General features: G+C 54.1%; 22 protein-coding genes. 8 read left to right on the forward strand and 14 right to left on the reverse strand.

Going from position 1 to position 17,604, the window contains the following annotated elements; genetic code table 11:
- Nucleotide 1: 1 nt before the first annotated feature.
- On the forward strand, nucleotides 2–535 hold the full coding sequence (locus VB016_00450; protein MEA4977015.1) for an SIS domain-containing protein: 534 nt from the start codon (nucleotides 2–4) through the stop codon (nucleotides 533–535).
- Here the strand turns inward: VB016_00450 and VB016_00455 are convergent, their stop codons facing one another.
- From VB016_00455 to VB016_00470, 4 genes are read right to left on the reverse strand one after another with little or no spacing between them, the layout of a single operon-like run.
- Nucleotides 536–1,042 (reverse strand): hypothetical protein, encoded by a 507-nt coding sequence (locus VB016_00455; protein ID MEA4977016.1) that lies wholly within the window; start codon nucleotides 1,040–1,042, stop codon nucleotides 536–538. It abuts the gene before it with no gap.
- Nucleotides 1,035–1,520: a ubiquitin-conjugating enzyme E2 gene (locus tag VB016_00460; GenBank protein MEA4977017.1), complete on the reverse strand. Its 486-nt coding sequence runs from the start codon at nucleotides 1,518–1,520 to the stop codon at nucleotides 1,035–1,037. The genes VB016_00455 and VB016_00460 overlap by 8 nt, the downstream gene beginning before the upstream one ends.
- Nucleotides 1,521–1,763, reverse strand: a complete 243-nt coding sequence (locus VB016_00465; GenBank protein ID MEA4977018.1) for a hypothetical protein — start codon at nucleotides 1,761–1,763, stop codon at nucleotides 1,521–1,523. It lies immediately after the preceding gene.
- On the reverse strand, nucleotides 1,760–2,524 hold the full coding sequence (locus tag VB016_00470; protein MEA4977019.1) for a ThiF family adenylyltransferase: 765 nt from the start codon (nucleotides 2,522–2,524) through the stop codon (nucleotides 1,760–1,762). The genes VB016_00465 and VB016_00470 overlap by 4 nt, the downstream gene beginning before the upstream one ends.
- Before the next feature lie 107 nt (nucleotides 2,525–2,631).
- On the opposite strand from VB016_00470, the gene VB016_00475 reads away from it, so the two are divergent.
- The gene (locus tag VB016_00475; GenBank protein ID MEA4977020.1) at nucleotides 2,632–2,793 is read left to right on the forward strand and encodes a hypothetical protein; all 162 of its coding nucleotides are present in this window, start codon (nucleotides 2,632–2,634) and stop codon (nucleotides 2,791–2,793) included.
- Nucleotides 2,777–2,974, forward strand: a complete 198-nt coding sequence (locus VB016_00480) for a DUF2116 family Zn-ribbon domain-containing protein (GenBank protein ID MEA4977021.1) — start codon at nucleotides 2,777–2,779, stop codon at nucleotides 2,972–2,974. The genes VB016_00475 and VB016_00480 overlap by 17 nt, the downstream gene beginning before the upstream one ends.
- Here VB016_00480 and folP read toward each other — a convergent pair.
- From folP to larA, 3 genes are read right to left on the reverse strand one after another with little or no spacing between them, the layout of a single operon-like run.
- Nucleotides 2,959–3,762, reverse strand: a complete 804-nt coding sequence (gene folP, locus VB016_00485; protein MEA4977022.1) for a dihydropteroate synthase — start codon at nucleotides 3,760–3,762, stop codon at nucleotides 2,959–2,961. The two genes, VB016_00480 and folP, sit on opposite strands and share 16 nt — an antisense overlap.
- A 5-nt stretch (nucleotides 3,763–3,767) precedes the next feature.
- A complete protein-coding gene (locus VB016_00490; protein ID MEA4977023.1) occupies nucleotides 3,768–4,865 on the reverse strand; it encodes a heterodisulfide reductase-related iron-sulfur binding cluster in 1,098 nt (365 codons plus the stop codon).
- Nucleotides 4,866–4,867: 2 nt separating this feature from the next.
- Nucleotides 4,868–6,106 carry a nickel-dependent lactate racemase gene (gene larA, locus VB016_00495; GenBank protein MEA4977024.1) on the reverse strand — a complete coding sequence of 413 codons (1,239 nt, stop codon included), beginning with the start codon at nucleotides 6,104–6,106 and terminating at the stop codon, nucleotides 4,868–4,870.
- A gap of 90 nt (nucleotides 6,107–6,196) precedes the next feature.
- Here larA and thiL point away from each other — a divergent pair, with 90 nt between their 5' ends.
- The gene (gene thiL / locus VB016_00500; GenBank protein MEA4977025.1) at nucleotides 6,197–7,135 is read left to right on the forward strand and encodes a thiamine-phosphate kinase; all 939 of its coding nucleotides are present in this window, start codon (nucleotides 6,197–6,199) and stop codon (nucleotides 7,133–7,135) included.
- On the forward strand, nucleotides 7,122–8,135 hold the full coding sequence (gene amrS / locus VB016_00505) for an AmmeMemoRadiSam system radical SAM enzyme (GenBank protein ID MEA4977026.1): 1,014 nt from the start codon (nucleotides 7,122–7,124) through the stop codon (nucleotides 8,133–8,135). Before thiL ends, amrS begins: the two co-directional genes overlap by 14 nt.
- On the opposite strand, the gene VB016_00510 is transcribed toward amrS, so the two are convergent.
- Nucleotides 8,128–8,988, reverse strand: coding sequence for an A24 family peptidase C-terminal domain-containing protein (locus tag VB016_00510; GenBank protein ID MEA4977027.1), 861 nt, complete (start codon nucleotides 8,986–8,988; stop codon nucleotides 8,128–8,130). The genes amrS and VB016_00510 overlap by 8 nt on opposite strands.
- A 52-nt stretch (nucleotides 8,989–9,040) precedes the next feature.
- Here VB016_00510 and VB016_00515 point away from each other — a divergent pair, with 52 nt between their 5' ends.
- Nucleotides 9,041–10,723 (forward strand): mechanosensitive ion channel, encoded by a 1,683-nt coding sequence (locus VB016_00515; protein MEA4977028.1) that lies wholly within the window; start codon nucleotides 9,041–9,043, stop codon nucleotides 10,721–10,723.
- A 36-nt stretch (nucleotides 10,724–10,759) separates the two neighbouring features.
- On the opposite strand, the gene VB016_00520 is transcribed toward VB016_00515, so the two are convergent.
- The 3 genes from VB016_00520 to VB016_00530 are packed head-to-tail and all read right to left on the reverse strand — an operon-like array spanning nucleotide 10,760 to nucleotide 13,571.
- Entirely contained in the window at nucleotides 10,760–11,743 is a 984-nt protein-coding gene (locus VB016_00520; GenBank protein ID MEA4977029.1) for a polyprenyl synthetase family protein, read from the reverse strand.
- Nucleotides 11,740–12,795, reverse strand: coding sequence for a type 2 isopentenyl-diphosphate Delta-isomerase (fni, locus tag VB016_00525; GenBank protein MEA4977030.1), 1,056 nt, complete (start codon nucleotides 12,793–12,795; stop codon nucleotides 11,740–11,742). Before fni ends, VB016_00520 begins: the two co-directional genes overlap by 4 nt.
- Nucleotides 12,792–13,571 (reverse strand): isopentenyl phosphate kinase, encoded by a 780-nt coding sequence (locus VB016_00530; GenBank protein MEA4977031.1) that lies wholly within the window; start codon nucleotides 13,569–13,571, stop codon nucleotides 12,792–12,794. Before VB016_00530 ends, fni begins: the two co-directional genes overlap by 4 nt.
- A 262-nt stretch (nucleotides 13,572–13,833) precedes the next feature.
- Between VB016_00530 and VB016_00535 the strand changes: the two genes are divergently transcribed.
- On the forward strand, nucleotides 13,834–15,429 hold the full coding sequence (locus VB016_00535) for a mechanosensitive ion channel family protein (GenBank protein MEA4977032.1): 1,596 nt from the start codon (nucleotides 13,834–13,836) through the stop codon (nucleotides 15,427–15,429).
- Nucleotides 15,430–15,526: 97 nt separating this feature from the next.
- Here VB016_00535 and VB016_00540 read toward each other — a convergent pair whose 3' ends face one another.
- Nucleotides 15,527–15,781, reverse strand: a complete 255-nt coding sequence (locus VB016_00540; GenBank protein MEA4977033.1) for a hypothetical protein — start codon at nucleotides 15,779–15,781, stop codon at nucleotides 15,527–15,529.
- Between VB016_00540 and VB016_00545 the strand changes: the two genes are divergently transcribed.
- The gene (locus tag VB016_00545; protein MEA4977034.1) at nucleotides 15,757–17,001 is read left to right on the forward strand and encodes a helicase HerA-like domain-containing protein; all 1,245 of its coding nucleotides are present in this window, start codon (nucleotides 15,757–15,759) and stop codon (nucleotides 16,999–17,001) included. The two genes, VB016_00540 and VB016_00545, sit on opposite strands and share 25 nt — an antisense overlap.
- A gap of 2 nt (nucleotides 17,002–17,003) precedes the next feature.
- Here VB016_00545 and VB016_00550 read toward each other — a convergent pair whose 3' ends face one another.
- Both VB016_00550 and VB016_00555 read right to left on the reverse strand, forming a co-directional pair.
- Entirely contained in the window at nucleotides 17,004–17,234 is a 231-nt protein-coding gene (locus VB016_00550) for a HypC/HybG/HupF family hydrogenase formation chaperone (protein ID MEA4977035.1), read from the reverse strand.
- Nucleotides 17,235–17,238: 4 nt separating this feature from the next.
- Nucleotides 17,239–17,595 (reverse strand): nascent polypeptide-associated complex protein, encoded by a 357-nt coding sequence (locus VB016_00555; protein MEA4977036.1) that lies wholly within the window; start codon nucleotides 17,593–17,595, stop codon nucleotides 17,239–17,241.
- Between the last annotated feature and the right edge of the window lie 9 nt (nucleotides 17,596–17,604).

Below are 17,604 nucleotides of genomic sequence, written 5' to 3' on the forward strand. Positions count from 1 at the left end.
AATGAATCCGGCCCTGGAATATCTTTCCGAGAAATGCCATGAGACGGCGGCCTCGGTCTCCGACGAGGACAGGGAAAAGCTCGCCAAGCTCGTTACGGACAACCGGAAGGTGTTCATCTATGGCTCCGGACGCTCCGGACTTGTCGGACAGCTCCTCGCCGTCCGTCTGGTGCAACTAGGCATCGACGTACACCTCATAGGCGAGATGGCCACTCCGATCATCGGTCGCAACGACCTAACTCTCCTGGTATCCAATACAGGCGAGACCGCTTCGGTCGTGAACACGGCCAACATCGCCGGCCGTATAGGCTCCTATGTGGTATGTTTCACATCGGACCCGAAGAGCAAGCTGGCGCATGCCTCAGATATGGTCATATTGATGAAATCTGGCGAGATCGATCAGAAATACGCGCCTCTGGGAACTATATTCGAGGGCTCCGTCCTCCTGTTCTTCGACAGTTTCGTCGCAGACCTAATGGAGAAATTCGACACCGACGAGGCGCAGATGAAGAGCAGGCACGCCATCTGGGTCTGATCACCCGTCCTCTGCCACCACCATCTGAGCAACCTTAGGGCCCCCGTTTTCGACGGTGAACACCATCAGCGTCTCGTCCGCCGGGTCAAGCACCACCGCGAACCCGAGGCCCTCCCCGAATATCCCCGAATGCGTCCTTATGTCCACGTCGGAAAGGTAGCATCCGAATCCGGGATGCGAATGATACCATCCGATCACGCTGTCGCCCGCGCTCCCGTCGATGGATTCGAACAGCCCCTCCAGGGAATCGTGGTCGAATCTCACGCTTATGCTGGTAGAATCCAGTTTCGTGGTCGCTATATCGCAGGCGATCGAATACTCGCCCTCTGCATCTCTGAAGGTCCGGCCCATTATCAGGCCCATGACCTCCTTATCTTTGGCGAACCCGATATCGGCGTGGTCGGCCATCCGGGATATAACTTTCTCTCCGATGAACAGCGGCACGCCCGGAACGCTGCGTCTCCTGTATTCGCGTTCGATCTTCTCCGAGGATATCACTTTAGGCATTCTTCCCACCATAGCTGACGTGCGCATCGAACCTGGGTTTGTTTGCCAGGTACCACCTGGACGCCCTCATGCACGAGTCGGTGCCGTAAGGGCTCATGGGATTGGGGTCGGCCAGGAGGTTCTCCACGCCGACGACGAACGAGGTTATGTTCGAACCGAAGCTCCAGTTGTCCAACGTCTTCACGCATACGAACCCCCCGTCCCGGGGGACCATGATGTTAGGATGGAATATCTCGGTCTTCCATTTTGCCCTTGGACGTTCGAAGGGATATTCTTCCGAAAGGACGAGGTCGAACCCGTGCTCCGGCGACATCTCGCTCTCGGAGATCTTAGCGGGGGAATTCATAAGCGATATGCTCAGCACCACAGGGAACTCGGCGTTGTCCGGAACTTCGGATATCGAAAGTCCGAGGTAGCTGTTCAGCTCCCGGATCTCGTTATTGATCCTCTTTATGAGTATGGGCCTGACGAGCCCCATTCAGAGACCGCCTTCCGGATCAGGTATCATCTCTATGACGTCTCCGTCCGAAAGATTCACCTCTTCCACGGTCCTGGAACCGATAAGGAGCTTCGCCCCCTTCCTGAGGACGAAAGCACCCGCTCCCTCTTTCCAGTAGTCCGCGGCCGAGTCTATGATATCAGATACTTTCTCGTAAGGTTCCAGCTCCATCCTTATGGAGGCTCCTGCTGCAGAGTTCACCACTGTCACTTTAATTGTCATCTTTTATTCTCCTGGTGGTTCGGGCAACCCGGGTCAATGTCGAGGGCCACCTTGCCCATGGTACCCGCCTCCCCGTTGTAATAGGTTATGCCACTGGCACAGAGGTCGCTCCTTCCGGAGGCCAACTTTTCAGCCTCCCGCACCTGCATTGCGGCGATTATGGAAGTGGTCGTGATCTCGGCGGCCGTATGTGGAATGAAAACATGGGAATTGCCTGTGCAAGAGAACCTCCGGTCCGCGATCTTCTCGTGGCTGCTGTTGCTGGCGCACTGAAGGCAAGGCCCTCCCGGGAGCACGACCTGCATCTTTCCCGTCATGCCGTCCGTCGCACCATCGACATAAGGTATTCCGAAGTAAGCGGTGTGGGAGTTGACGTGCATCCTGGCGGAGAAGTTGTCCAGACATCCCAGGGCCAGGTCGTAGTCCCAACGGTCTAGTTCCTGAACCTTCGCAGTTATCGCCCTTACGTTCGCTTGCGGGCACAGTTCTGCCGCTCGTTCTGCCAGCACCTCGGATTTCGGAAGGCCGTTGTCCCCTTCGCGGAAAAGTACGCATCGGCTCAGGTTGGAGTTCACGACATGGTCCGTGTCGACGACGTCGATATTCCTGAAACCTGCAAGGACCATGCATTTTACCGCCTCGTTACCCAGGGCTCCTGCGCCGACGACTAGGCACCGCGAACGGGAGATGCGCTCCATGTCCATCCATCCGATGCGCCTCATCCGATCGAACCGGTCTGCATCCAGCGCATCAGCTCTCATTAACGGGGGTAAATAGGCCGGATGATAAAAATCATACGGCGTTGGAGCTCCGGCAAACTGCTTTTCGCCGTCTTTCGAGATCCATATTTTATCGGAACATATGCGGCATGCAGCACATCGGCGGTCCACACACGATGCGCACGGGCCGCTATCAGCCGTACGTGTCCGGTAAGAGCATCAGGAAGGACGATCTGCGTTTCGGCCTCGGATGTAAAGTGTGCCGGATTTATACAGTGAACGCCATTGCCCGTCGTGGCGGAACTTCCTGAGCATTCGCATTGTAAATTCTGTGGCGAGCCGATACCTTCCGATGAGAAATACTGCTCCGAGGAATGCGTGTCGCTGTACGAGACACGTACCAAGAGAGAATCCAGGAAGGAGATCGGATTCTTCGCGCTGGCGCTGTTGGCCGTAGCGGCGATCACCGCGGCGCTTTATCTCTTGCGATAAAGCGCGGCCTTCGCTGCTTTGACGTTATGGACCCTCACAATATTGGCTCCGCCGTCGACGGCTATCGCCGCGGCCTTGGCGGAAGCGGTATCGTCGTTGGAGCCCAGGACGGCGGTGAGGAATCTTTTTCTCGATGAAGCGATCAGGATCGGATATTTGCCTCTGAAGTAATATGCGCTCTGCATTATCTCCGTGTTCTGGGCGCCGGTCTTTCCGAAGCCGATTCCCGGATCTAGAATGATCTTGTTCTCTTTGACGCCGGCATCCAATGCGACCCTCGCCCTTTCGTCGAAGAAACATTTGATCTGCGGGAGGACGTTTCCCGTCATAATCTCGGAGTGCATGTTTTCCAGTTCGCCGTTTATATGCATTATTATCGCCGGGACGCCTGTCGATGCGACCAGTTCGGGCATGCCCTCCCATCTGAGCCCGTAGACATCGTTGATCATGTTGGCGCCTGCTTCGATGGCGGCCTCGGCAACTTCGGTCTTCATAGTGTCCACGGATATGGGGACATCGCACGAAGGCGCGATCTCTTTAATGACCGGTACAAGCCGGTCTATCTCTTCCCGGATCGAAACGGGTTTCCACCCCGGACGTGTGGACTCCGCACCGATGTCGATGATCTCTGCCCCCTCGTCGATCAACCTGAACGCATGGTCTGCGGCGGAGTTCAGCTTCGCGTACGCTCCGCCGTCCGAAAAAGAGTCGGGGGTTACGTTGAGTATTCCCATTATCACGGGACGTTCGTACGTTATCGAACCACCGCTCCACTTTGTCGGAAGCATGCGTATCACATCAATTTGTCAATGAGCTCCATAAGGTCCACGACCTCGATCTTGCGGTCGCCCTTGCCGGAAGCAAGGTTGTTCACGCAGAATGGACAGGAGGTGATGATCATGTCTGCGAACGAGGCCTCGTCGAGCCTCGTCGAGGCTATTCCCAGGGATTCTTCCGGGAACGCGCTCCTTACGCCTCCGCCGCCTCCGCAGCAGTGGCTCAGTTCGCGGTTGTACTCCATTTCCTTGAACTCCAGGCCGGGGATCTTGGCGATGACCTCCCTCGGTGCATCGTAGATGCCGCAGTGCCTGCCCATGTGGCAGGGGTCGTGGTAAGTGGCTTTGACTCCGTTGAGGGGCTTCAGTTTGAGGTCCTTTTTCGCCAGGAACTCGGTGATATGCAGTATTTCGAACGGGACGTCTACATACTTGGGGTACTCCATCTTGAACATCCTATAGCATCCTGCGCAGGAGAATACTATGGTCTTGACGCCAAGCTCTTTGATGGCATCAATGTTCCTCTGGAACATCGTTGTGATGTACTCCTGGTCGAAGCCCACTCTCTGTAGTACGGACCCGCAGCAGACCTCGTCGACGACGGTGAAATCGACACCGAGCTTTTTCAGAACGGACATCGTGGACCTCGAAGTCTCCTTCGAACGGTAGGTGGCCGTGCAACCCGCGAAGTAGCCTATGTCGGCCTTGTGCTTTTTGACCCCAAGGGTCTCGGCAACTCCTTTTTCCTCGCGGTACGGGTTTCCGTATTTGACGACGCTGTCGCACATCGCCTTGTGCTTGTCGAGCATGTAGCCGTTCTTCACAAGGTCCGAGCGGCAGATCTCTACGATGTCCACGATATTTACTTTTGAAGGACATCTTCTGACACAGTCGGCGCAGGTGGTGCACGTGTAGAGGTTCCTTACGACAGACTCGTCTATCGGGATGTCCCCGTTCAGTATTCCGTATGTGAGTGTGATTCTTCCTCTGGACGATGCTGTGTCCCATCCGATTTCTTTGAAAGAGGGGCACACGCTCTTGCAGAACCCGCACATCGTGCACACGTTGACCGCTTTTCTTACCTCTTCCAGGTGCTCTGTCTTGAATTCGCTCATCTTTACTCAACTCTGGGAATTGTGACGCTTCCATCCATCAAAACAAGGAATTCCGCATCCGGGTCGTCCGCAAGCGCGGAGTCCACTGCGTCCTGTACCTTGCTGAAAGGAATTATGTTCGCTTTTGAAAGTATTTCGGGGTCCAGGTCGGTTACCGCCCAGACATCGGCCCATGTCATGATCTCGGCCATCTTGGCCGCCTTGTGGTAACCAAGCTTGTATTCCTTTTTCAGGTTCTCAAGAACTACCTCGGGGTCGCTGGAGCTGGAAAGCTGGGTGAGGAACGTGGCGCTGCCTGTCCCTTCGCGGCATTTCGACACCATGACGATCTTACCTCCCTCTTTGAGGGCCCACTTGCCGTTGTCAAGCGCCTTCTGCGACTGGTAAAGGTCCACGTCCATGGGGTAGGGCGCTACCGAGATGACGACGTCCGCCTTCCTCGGGATGCCCACGGAGAACACCTCGTTGGCGAACTCCACGGCCTTTTCGAAAGCCATGTTCAGGTCCCCGCTTACAGCCCGGTATATGTTCTGGTGCCTGTCGAGGATCATCTGTATGGAGAATATCTTCTTGCCCCTCACGGCCTTGAGCGCGTCCATCATGTCCTCATGGACAGGGTTGCCTTCAAGTGCCAGAGACTGCGCCTCCATCTTCATCGCCATCTTGTGGTTGGCCTCGATGGTCCTGAACGACGCGACTCCGGGCAGGAAAGATTTACGTCCTCCGGTGTACCCAGCGAAGTAGTGGGGCTCCACGCTTGTTATTATGACGAGGCGGTCGGAGTCCACTGCTACCTTGTTGATTTCCATCGGGGTGCCGTTCTTCGAAGTGCCCAGATTGATGCATTCCGATTTCTTGCCGTCGTGCACGACGATACGGTCCTTCAGGCCGGAATAGTGCTTTCCGAACATGAAATCGTATTCCTCATCTGTGGGGGCACGGTGGTTACCGGTCGCGATGAGGTATCTGGCACATTTCAGGTCGATTATCTCGGAAAGTGCATCCAGTACTTTGGCCGTGGGTGTAGGCCGCGTGCCGTCGTTGATTATGAAAACGATGTCCTTTCCGCCTTTAAGGAAGGATTCCAGGGATTCGGAGCCGATCGGTTTTCCGATGGACTCGCTAATCACATCGTTCGGCGGGAGGCATTTCACGTCCTTGGGATAGAACGTTCCGATGAAATTCCTGTCCGGTATCTCGGTAGGTTGCGAACCCTTTCCATACTTAACGTCGATCTTCATTCTGTGCTCTTATCGACAGTATATTATTAAATTTATCCGCGCCAGGGGCGCGTGCAAAGGATATTAGGGCTAAATCGGATACTGTGGTAGATGGCGTCGTTCGGTGAGATCGGAGAGAGGGAGATCATACGCAGGATGCTCAGGGCGGTCCGTCCCTCAGGAAGAGACGGTCCAGGCGATGATGCCGCACTTGCAGACATCAGCGGACGCCTGGCTATATGCTCTGACGGACTTACGTTCAAGAGGCACATGCCGGATACGATGACCTTCGAGCAGTTCGGATGGACGGCCGCCGCCGTCAATTTCAGCGATCTTGCATCGATGGGGGCGAGACCAAACGGGCTGGTCGTTTCGCTAATGGTTCCTGCAGATATGGATGAGGAGCAGATATACGACATAATGAGCGGCGCCGACCAGTGCGCCGAGTTCTGCGGCACGTTCATAATCGGAGGGGACACGAAGGAGGGCGAAGGCGCCGCAGTGGCCACGGCGATAGGGAGCATGGAGGACAGGGCCCCGATGACGCGCTACGGCGCCGTTCCCGGCGACCTTGTGGCGATAACAGGCCCGCTCGGAGGCCCGTCCGCAGGATGGCACTCGTTGAAGCACGGTCTGGACATAGAGGAGGCCGAAACAGCTCTCAAAGTCCCCATGCCGAGGGTCGAGGAAGGCATGGCCCTTTCGGGGTCCGGTGCCGTGACATCGTGCATAGACCTTTCCGACGGCCTCGCCGAGGCCGCTTGGAGCATATGCGGTCTGAGCCGCGTCGGGATGGAGTTCCATCGCGATTTCCTTCCGGAAGGCGAGGGGGTCGCAGAGGTCAGCGAACTGCTTGGAATACACAGGGACAAAATGACCCTCTATTGGGGAGGGGAGTACGAGCTTATGTTCACTTTCAAGAAGGATAAGATCAAGGCGCTTTACGGATGCGGGGCCCCATTCACGATAATAGGCGTAGTGGACAACGGAAACTCGCCGAAGATATCCGACGCAGATAAAACGGAGGTGCTGGGTCATGGCATCTATTAATCCGATGGTCGAGGCCGCCTATTACACCAGGGAAGAAGGATACTACAAGTGCGAACTTTGCCCGCATCGCTGCCACATCAGGCCCGGCAGCTATGGGAAGTGCGGTTCAAGGTACGGAGAGGACGACATGCTCGTCGCTTACACATACGGAAAACTTTCATCAATATGCGTGGACCCCATAGAGAAGAAGCCGCTTTATCACTTCTATCCGGGCGCCAAGACGTTTTCGGTCGGTAGCGTCGGATGCAACATGTCATGCCGCCACTGTCAGAACTATGCGATCGCCCAGTATTCCACGGGCAAGAAGCGCACCACTTATGTTTCTCCCGAGAAACTTATCGGCATGTGCAGGAACGAGAAGCTGGACATAATATCTTTCACCTACAACGAGCCGACGATCTGGTACGAGTACATAATGGACGTCATGGACCTGGACCCGGACCTTACCTGCGTACTGGTTACGAACGGGCTTGCTAACGAAAAGCCCATGAAAGACCTATGCAAGGTAACATCCGCCATGAATATCGATGTCAAAGGCTTCACCGATGATTTTTACATGAAGATATGCGGTGCGCACCTCGAAGACGTTCTCAGATCGGTAAAACTGGTTTTCGACCAGAAAGTGCACATCGAGCTAACCTACCTGATGATCCCGGGGCTTAACGACAGTATGTCCGAGATACGCGAATTCGCAGTCTGGGTAAGGAACGATCTGTCAGAAGACGTGCCGGTCCACTTCACCAGATTCCATCCGGACAACGAGATGAACGATGTTCAGTGGACGTCTCCGGAGATGCTCATAGCGGCCAGAGATACCGCGATATCGGCAGGTCTCAACTACGTTTATATCGGCAACATCTTGGCCGAAGGGACAAGCGACACATACTGTCCGGAATGCGGCACCGCCGTGGTGAAGCGTCTCGGATATCTTGTGGACATCGAGGCCCTGGACGGGAGAAGGTGCGCATGCTGCAAGCACAGGCTGAACATGGTCAGATGAGGAACAGCAGATTCCCCGCCAGGCCGACGAAGAGCGCAGAAGCGAATATCGGCAGAATGAAAGGTATCATCGGAGTGACCCAAATCTTCCTTTCACCGTAATTTCTGAGCCTGGAATATATGTCTGCGGCATCTTCGGATATGGGGGTGCTGAAAAGTTTTTCGCCGTCGGCGTCGTCCATGGGCCAGACGTGGGACGTTTCGGCCTCGTCTATGTCCATCATATAACCTTGGAACATCCTCTTTCCTTTGTTTCCGTCCCGCAAATTCCTGTAAACATTGTATAATGCCACGGTAAGCGAGAAGAGAAGTGCATGGAACAGCACCGCGACGGAGAACACGAAGACCTGAGGGAGAACACCTTCCGGTACGCCCAGGATGGGAAAGTTCCAGAACACCGGATAGAATGGGAAGGCCACAGTAAGCGATATCATGCATTTCGCATCCGCACCGCCTCTCAGCAGCCCTGCCAGATACATGAGCATATACAGAATGTAGAAGACGGGTATGGTCATCCCCGCCTGCACAATCGGGTCAGACCGCGAGACAATATATGGCAGCAGGAAAAAGACCAATATCGAACCGTATATGGCAACGGAAACGGTCTTGGAGCGGTCCGAGTCCCAGAGGATGTCGAACATTATGATCCCGGAACCTGCGGCCATCGCAAAATATTCCCATTTTGCCCCGTGATACAAGGCGGAGATCAACCAGAACGCGATCCCGATCAGGCCTATGGCGGCCCAATGCAGGTCGTGGACCTCCCGGCTCCGCACGTCGCTTAGGGCCGCGGACCCAAGGACCGCAATTATGAGCATGAAAAGCATCAGCGGCACGGTCTCCGGAACGATCACGGCCCGCAATGGTTCGAGAATATTATAATAACCAATGTCCATTTGGGCAACCGTGAGATTCAAACTGCCTCTTGCAGTTGCGGCGTTGCTTTCGGTGCTCGTTATGGTCGCGGTACCGCTGGCCGACACAGAGGAGGCATACGCTGCCACCGTGGCAGATATCAATTACGAGATTACCTATTCCACCGGTAACGGAACATTTCAAGAGTACATCGAAGATGCGAGTTCCGATATCGAGGTCAATTCGGGAAGCGAATTGAAGATAAACATAACGGTAAAGTCACAAGCCACCGGCGAGAGGACCATTTATTTCAACCAGTCGGAATTCAACGACCGTATTGATAATGTAACCGTGACGGACGCCGACGGACCCGTTTCCATTCTTCCGACGGACCCGATCTACACTTTCGAAGTGATCGTAACCCCCAATACCAACACCCATGGGGCCGGCGAGGTCAAGCTTAACATGGTGGTCGGAGATCCCGTCGCAGGTACCAATGAAACAGTATCGATCGACATAGGGATCAATGTTCTTTCCGCAGTTTCAAGCGAGGGCTACTACAATAAGATCATGGGCCTCTACAACAATCCGCTCGGAGAGCCCTTCGATCAGCCGGCATACGCAGCCATCATAACGCTGGCCATCTGGGCGATCATGGGCATAGTGGCCGCATATGCCGTAATACCGGCAATACTCTGGGCGCCCCTCAGGAGCAACAATCAGACCAGGAGAGAGATAACGCGCGGGATAGGCAAGATGGTCGTAATGTTTGCCACCGTGGCGGGAATAGGTCAGGCGATGAGGGTCTACGGTGCTTCCGACTACTATATCCAGATATTCGACACCGTATCTCTTGTGCTGTATATTCTGCTGGGAGCGACAATCGCATGGAAGCTCTACTTGGTGATAATCGACAACGTTTTCCGTAAGATCGGGACCAACACATCCGTTGGAGGGGTCGACGAGACGCTGATCCCTCTGTTCAGGATGATAGGCAGGATCGCCATCGGCGTTGTTACGGTCGCCGCAATATTCTCTGCCCTCGGAGCAGATCTGATGGGAATAATCGCAGGTGCGGGAATAGCAGGACTGGCACTTTCATTGGGCGCACAGAGCACGCTCAACCAGTTCTTTAGCGGGCTGTCGCTTCTGTTGACCCGCCCTTTCAGAGAAGGGGACATAGTCAGGATCGGTACCGAGGGCACCGTCCTGAAGGTGGACAGCGTCGGGGTCATGAACACAAGGTTCTATCATACGGATAACGAGCAGGTCATCACGATGCCCAACAACATGGTCTCTTCGGCAGTGATATATAATTACAGCGTGGAGAACCTGTTCTATCATTTCTACATCTACTTCGGAGTGGCCTACGGCTCGGACATAGACAAGGCGAAGAGCATAATGATGGAGGCGGCACTCGACAATCCCAATGTCATGAAGGGCGGCTTGGTGCCGATGCCCGGAGTCAGGATGACGGCATTGGCAGATTCCAGCGTTACTCTCAGACTTTCAATTTACGTCTACGATTACAATGACAGCTTCTCTACCGACGGGCAGATCAGGGAGCGCGTGTACAGAGAGTTCCTCGAGAACGGAATAGAGATCCCATTCCCTCAGATGGACGTCCATCTGAAGTCCGAGCCCGCGGAGGACAACAAGGTAGTGGTCATTCAACCCAAGAAGAAGGAAAAGACCGCGAAAGCGGAACTCAAAGCAGACTCAAAGGTCGAATGAAAAAAATAAAGGCCGGGAATTCCCGGCCCGGAAGTTTCAGACGTCCCTGTCTATCGCGAAGCGGGCGAGCTCGATCATGAACTCTTTCTCTTCACTCGGGGGCAGGAACTGGATCTTCTCGATCGCCATATCGACCCTTCTCTGGGCCAGATCCAATGCATATTTTATGCTTCCAGCCCTTTCGAGGATTTCTAGCGCCCTGTCGATCTCTTTCTCGTCGGCATCGATCTTTCCCAGTATGCCCTTGAACTCTTTGAGCTCCCTCGCATCCTTGATATGACTCATCGCGTGGGTGATCATGACCGTGCACTTTCCCTTGCGGATGTCGTTTCCTACCGATTTTCCGGTCTTGGAGGACTCCCCGGCGACGCCCAGGTAATCGTCGTACATCTGGAATCCGAGTCCGAGGTCGATCGCGTATTCGTTGATCGCCTTCACAGTTCTATCGTCCGCACCTCCGGCAATCGCACCTCCGGCGGCCGCGGCGGCAAAAAGGACGCTGGTCTTAAGTCTTATGGTCTCGATGTACACTTCCTCGGTGACGATGTGCCCCTCGTTGTTGATGTCCATCTGCTGTCCGCGCGCAAGGTCCCAGACGGCTTTGGTGACGTATTTCAGAATGCCCCTCATGGCATCGTCCGGAACATCCAGGTCCGCGATTATCTGGAACGCTTTGGCGAACAACGCATCGCCGGCCAGCACCGCGGTGGGCATTCCGTATTTGATGTGGATGGTGGTCATCCCCCTGCGCTTTTCGTCCCCGTCCATTAGGTCGTCGTGGACTAAAGTGAAGTTATGAATATATTCTACCGCGACGGCCAACGGGACGGCCTTCGACGCGTCTCCTCCGACGGCACCGCAACATGCGATGGCCATTGCCGGCCTCATCCTCTTGCCGCCTGCATACGGATACTGTCTGGAAGCCTCGATGAGGTCTGCCGGCTCTTCATCCTCTATGTATTTTTTAATCGGAGCATCCAGCTCGGCCGAAATTTTCTTAAGATAATCCTTTGCGTTCATTCTAGTCCCTCTAACCATTGTCTGGTCTCGCCGAGCACAACGTACCTAGCTTTGGAAAGCTGTTTGATGTCTGAACACCCGGTCAGCAGCATGGCCGCCTTAAGTTCTTCTTTGATCAATGTCAATTTGTTCTTCACGGCTTCAGCCGATTCAGTCGCTTCTCTCAGCACAGCGTTTGCGATGCCCGCGCAGCTTGCGCCCATCGCAATGCTGCATGCGACGTGTATCCCGTCAAGTATGCCTCCGGAAGCGATGAGAGGAAGGCCGCATCTGGCTTCGATAAGCGATACCGGGGACGGTATCCCCCAGTCGAAGAAGGTCTCGCCCATTCCTGTGCGTATGTCGTCTCCGGCATCGATCGCCCTGTGGAGCTCGACCCCCGAGAAGCTCGTGCCGCCCATTCCGGCCACGTCGATGCCCCGGATTCCCGTACCCTTGAGCCTCGATGCAACGTCTTTCGATATCCCGGCCCCTGTCTCTTTGACTATTATCGGGTATTTTACCGCCAGATCGCGTATTGCATCGTAACAGCCTTTGGAATTCGTGTCCCCTTCGGGTTGAACGGCCTCTTGAAGATAGTTCAGGTGTACGGCTATGATGTCGGCATCTATCAGATCGATAGCTCTGCCGACGCCATCCGAAGCGAAGATGTCCTTGCTGTGCTGAGGTATGAGTTGCGGAGCGCCGATGTTACCTATCATAAGCGGTACGTCGTAATCTTTCACTACGCTGTAGCTTTCCGGTTCTACGCCTCCGACGCCTGCCCTCTCGCTGCCGACTCCCATGCCTATGCCGAGTTCGGCACAAGCTTCTGCGATGTTCGCGTTGATTTTTTTAGCTCCGCTGAATCCGCCTGTTATGGCGGTAACGATAAGCGGGAAGTCGAGCTTCTCACCGAAAAGAGTGATGCTTGTATCTATCTCGTCCGCATCTACTTCAGGCAGAGCGTTGTGTACAAATCTGACATCGTCCCAGTAGCAGTAGCCAGGAGCTACTCGCTGCGTCAGGCAGATCTTGATGTGGTCGGCTTTTCTGTTGTTGATCGGTGTCATTTAATTCCGCCCCTCGCTATGGTACAGGTGACCGTCTCCCCTCTCAGCAAAGCACCCAACCTTCCATCTACCGTGCCGTTAACAAGAACACAGTCACGGTTTTTGGTGCTCATTCTGAGCATTGCCTCTATTTTGGAGAGCACTCCTCCTGTTACGTCATCTACGCCGCTCTCCGATTTAATCCTCTGCAACATTTCCGGGTCGACAGAGCCGAGAAATCTAGCCTCTCTGTTTGTTTTCGGATCTGCGGTGTAGAGTCCGTCGATGTCCGAGACGAATATCACCTTTTTGATATCGAAAAGTTCCGCCAGGACCTCCATGAGCTGATCTCCGGAGCATATCCCGAAGCCCTTGGTGCGGTCTGTTACAACATCCCCGAAGGTCACGGGCATGATCCCGAGTTTATTGAGCCTTTCGATCGCTTCCGTATCCGTTGCGATCAATTTGTCGTTATTCATGACGAAGCAGGACCCGGGAGCAACCGATACGGCCGGTATCCCGGCCAATATCATCTCCTTTACTATCATCTGGCTCAGGTCTCTGGTGTCATACTGCACCCGGGCCGCCGCGATTATCTGGTCATTGGACGAGAAACCGTTCTGCAGACCGTATTGCTTTGCGAGCACGTGGCCGAATGAACCCGCCCCGTGGACCACCAGGACCTCGAGTCCGGAATCCTTGATCTCCCTGCAGAGCTTCGAGACTCTTTCCTGATTGAATTTTCTGTACTGGGACTTATCGGTTATGACGCTGCCGCCCAGTTTTATAATTATCATGCGGTCACACATATTCGCTGTACGTTTAAGATTTATTGCACGCGTTAGTTCTTAATCCGGACCCAGACGTTCATTTCAGTTCATTCTGCAATCGATACGTAACGGAAAGCGATTGTACGCACGTCAGTTTGTAATATTCTGTTATCTAAAGAAAGAAAACAACCAAAACATGTTACACGCACAATATCAATGACAAAAATCACGTCCGTATCGCATTGATCAGGTAGATTTTTTCTTTATACGACAAGAACATTGCACTTATATGAAGTTCAAGACACCGCTTTTCATTCTGGCCGTCCTATGCGCGGTACTTCTGACGGTTCCGATGTTTGCATCGGAGTCGGAGGCCGCGGACCCGGCCGAGAATGATGTTACGATGTACCTCTACTATGAAGGAAACCGAATGGGGGAAGTTCCCAATGTGGACGAACCCATCCCAATAGCCGCGGGCGAAGAAGCAGAGGTTGAGATAAGAATAGAGAACAGGTCCGCTGAAAGAAGATTCGTAACTATGAACATAATAGGCGTTACGGCAGTGGATTACAAGACGGAAGACCTGCCGACAGCAGTCGAGATACAGTCCAAGGAGTCCAAGACGTACGAAGTGACGTTCTTCTCAGACAGATACACGAGGGAGGGCGGAGACTACCTCACCATCCAACTTACGGTCGAAGGTCCCGAAAGCGACAGTCCTGTGCATATATCTCAGAACCTGCATTTTACAATCAGTTCCAGCCTTTCTTCCTATGGAAATTATAACAAGATATTGGGAATCATACCCAACACCCTGCCTCGCCCCCTGGACTCTCCCGAAGCAGCGGCATTGATAACGCTGGCACTTTGGGCGATAATAGCGGCATCGGTGGCCAAGGTCATAGTCCCGGCCATGTTGTACATTCCGATGAAGGGCAACAGGGAGACCAGAAAGATAGTTACGGGCTCACTTTTCAAACTGATATTTTTAGCGATAATGGTCTATGGCGTGTATGAAAGCCTCAAGGTCCTCGGGTCCTCGGAGTATGTGATAGATGTCTCGGGCAGGATAGCCGCCATATCCTATGTCGTATTGGGGGCGCTCATCTTCTGGAGAGCTTACGTCATTTCGCTGGAACATCTGTTTTCGAAGATGGGGCGCGAGGTGAAACCCGGAGGAGTGGACGATACTCTGATCCCCCTGTTCAGGATGATCGGTCAGATAATAATCGTCACTGTGGCCGTCGCATCGATATTCTCATTGATGGGAGCGGACCTCATGGGCATAGTCGCAGGTGCAGGAATCGCGGGACTGGCTATTTCTCTGGGAGCTCAGAGCATGCTCAGGCAGTTCTTCAGCGGAATAACGTTGCTGACCACCCGCCCCTTCAAAGCGGGCGATTTCGTAAGGATCGACAAATCCATGGAACTGAAGGTCAAGCAGGTCGGGATAATGACAACATGGTTCAAGAATCCCTGGAACGAGGAGATCATATCGATGCCGAACGACAAGGTGGCGGCAAGCGAGATCACCAATATGACCGGAGATAACATGTATTACAGATTCAACCTGTTCATCGAGGTGACCCGCGATACAGACCTCGCATCGGCCAAGAGCATCCTGGTGGATGCGGCGCTGGGCCAGCCCCAGATAATCAAGGACGGCACGGTCATGATGCCGTATGCCCGTGCCACGGAGATAACGGAATCGGGCATAAAACTGAGGCTGGCCGCATTTGTGTACGACTATGAGGATACATGGGCGGTCGAAGCGGCGGTCAGGGAGCGGGCGCTGGCCGAGTTCAGGGAGAACGGCATAAATATTGCTTATCAGAAGATAGACGTGAGGGTAAGCATGGAAAACATGATAGATCCCGATATGTGAACTATAAATCAAAACCCACAAACTTCTTACTCATTTTCCACATCATTAAACGTCCCAATCGGAATAAAGTATGTTAATCGCGAACGTGCTCCGATACTCAGAGGAAAGAAATGTACGCCGACGGTAAGCTTTGGATCGCAAAGGGGGACTCGAGGATCCATCTCCTCCCGAAATATGCCAACAGGCACGGGCTGATAGCAGGTGCGAGCGGCACAGGCAAGACCGTCACGCTGAAAGTCATGGCCGAATCGTTCAGTTCGATGGGCGTACCGGTTTTCATGGCCGATATCAAGGGGGACGTCAGCGGCCTTTGCAGGGCCGGGAAAGATAACGAGGGGATGCAGAAACGCATCGAAAAGCTGGGGGGTCGACGGTTTCAGTTACACAGGATTCCCATGCGAATTCTGGGACATCTATGGGGAGAAAGGCCATCCGGTCAGGACGACCATCGACGAGATGGGGCCGGACCTGCTCACCAGGCTGATGGGCCTCTCCGATGTGCAGGAAGACGTTCTCAGAGTAGTTTTCAGGATATGCGAGGACGAGGGCTGGGAGCTTGTGGACACGAAGGACCTCAGGGCAGTGTTGGGATTCATTTCGGATAACAGGAAGGAGTACGAGGGCGAGTACGGTCTGATGAGCGTGCAGTCCCTGGGTGCGATCCAGCGCTCGGTTATGGCGCTCGAGGACATAGGCGGGGATGTGTTCTTCGGCGAGCCCGCTCTCGATATCGACGACTGGTTCAGAAAGGACAAGGACGGCAGAGGGATCGTCAACATTCTGCACAGCGTGAAGCTGGCACATAATCCTAAATTGTATTCTACATTCATAGTGTGGCTATTGAACGATCTTTTCACGACCTTACCGGAGGTCGGAGATCTCGAGAAGCCAAAGCTCGTTTTCTTTTTCGACGAGGCGCATATGCTGTTCGACGATGCGCCTCCCGTCCTCGTACAAAAGGTGGAGCAGGTAGTCAAACTGATACGTTCCAAGGGAGTAGGCATCTACTTCATATCCCAGAGCCCCTCCGACATTCCTGACCAGGTGCTGTCTCAGTTAAGCAACCGCGTGCAGCACGCGCTCCGTGCTTACACTCCAAAAGAACAGAAAGCTGTAAAGGCGGCAGCAGAAACTTTCCGGGCAAATCCGAAGTTCAAGACCGCGGATGCGATAATGGAGCTCGGCACAGGGGAGGCTCTGGTCTCTTTCCTCGATGAGAAAGGAAGCCCGGGCATGGTGGAGAGGGCGTTCGTACTGCCTCCCGAATCGTTCCTGGGACAGATCTCCGACGAAGATTACAGGGCGATGATATCCGGCAGCGAATTGGACGAGAAGTACAGGGAGCGGATCGACGATTATACAGCCTACGAGGCCATAGAAAAGGCCGAAGAAAAGGCCGAGATTAAAAAAGTCAAGGAGGCCGACGCAAAGCAGAAGGTCTCCCCTAAAAGTACCAATACACGGAAAAGGAAGTCGTATGCCGAGAAGGCCACCGACAGAATGGTCGGCAACGCCGCATCCGCAATAGGGCGCGGCCTGGGCAACATGCTGTCAAAAAAGCTGTTCCGCTGAGCTTACTGGTACTTCACGCCGTCGTGGTCGAGGACCTCGTTCCAGAGAGCTATGGTCTCCCGGGCCTCTTCCTCGTCCATTATCTCAATGGCGTATCCGGCATGTACGACCGCCCACTGCCCAACCTCGGCATCGACCATCGCAACGTTCGCCTGTTTGATCACGCCACCGAAATCGACATCTGCCGTTTGATCGTTTATCTTAACAATTTTTCCAGGAATCGCAAGGCACATATTCTCACTCCGAAACTATCTTTATTATTGCCTCAGCCGGCTGTCCGTCCGTTGCTTTGAGGGCCTCTACGGCCTTCTCTCTGTTGCATCCGGTCTGCGAAATGACGAGCTCTATGTCTTCCTCGGGTATCTGCGGTCCGGCAGCCTCCGACGAGGACGTCAGCGGCCTAACTATCTCGGTTCCGGTGATTTGGTAGCTCTTGGAACCGTTCATATCGATGCAGATCACTTGGGCGTTGGTGATGACCGTCTCGTCGCCCCTGGTCCTGATTATGATCTCGGTAACGTTCGGGACCTCGGACTGGCTGATGCCCATTTTTTTCATCGCCTGCTTCATCTGGCGCTGATTTATCTTAGCCATATCACCACC

The sequence above is a fragment of the Methanomassiliicoccaceae archaeon genome (assembly GCA_034928305.1).
In the GTDB taxonomy this organism is placed as follows: Archaea; Thermoplasmatota; Thermoplasmata; order Methanomassiliicoccales; family Methanomethylophilaceae; genus VadinCA11.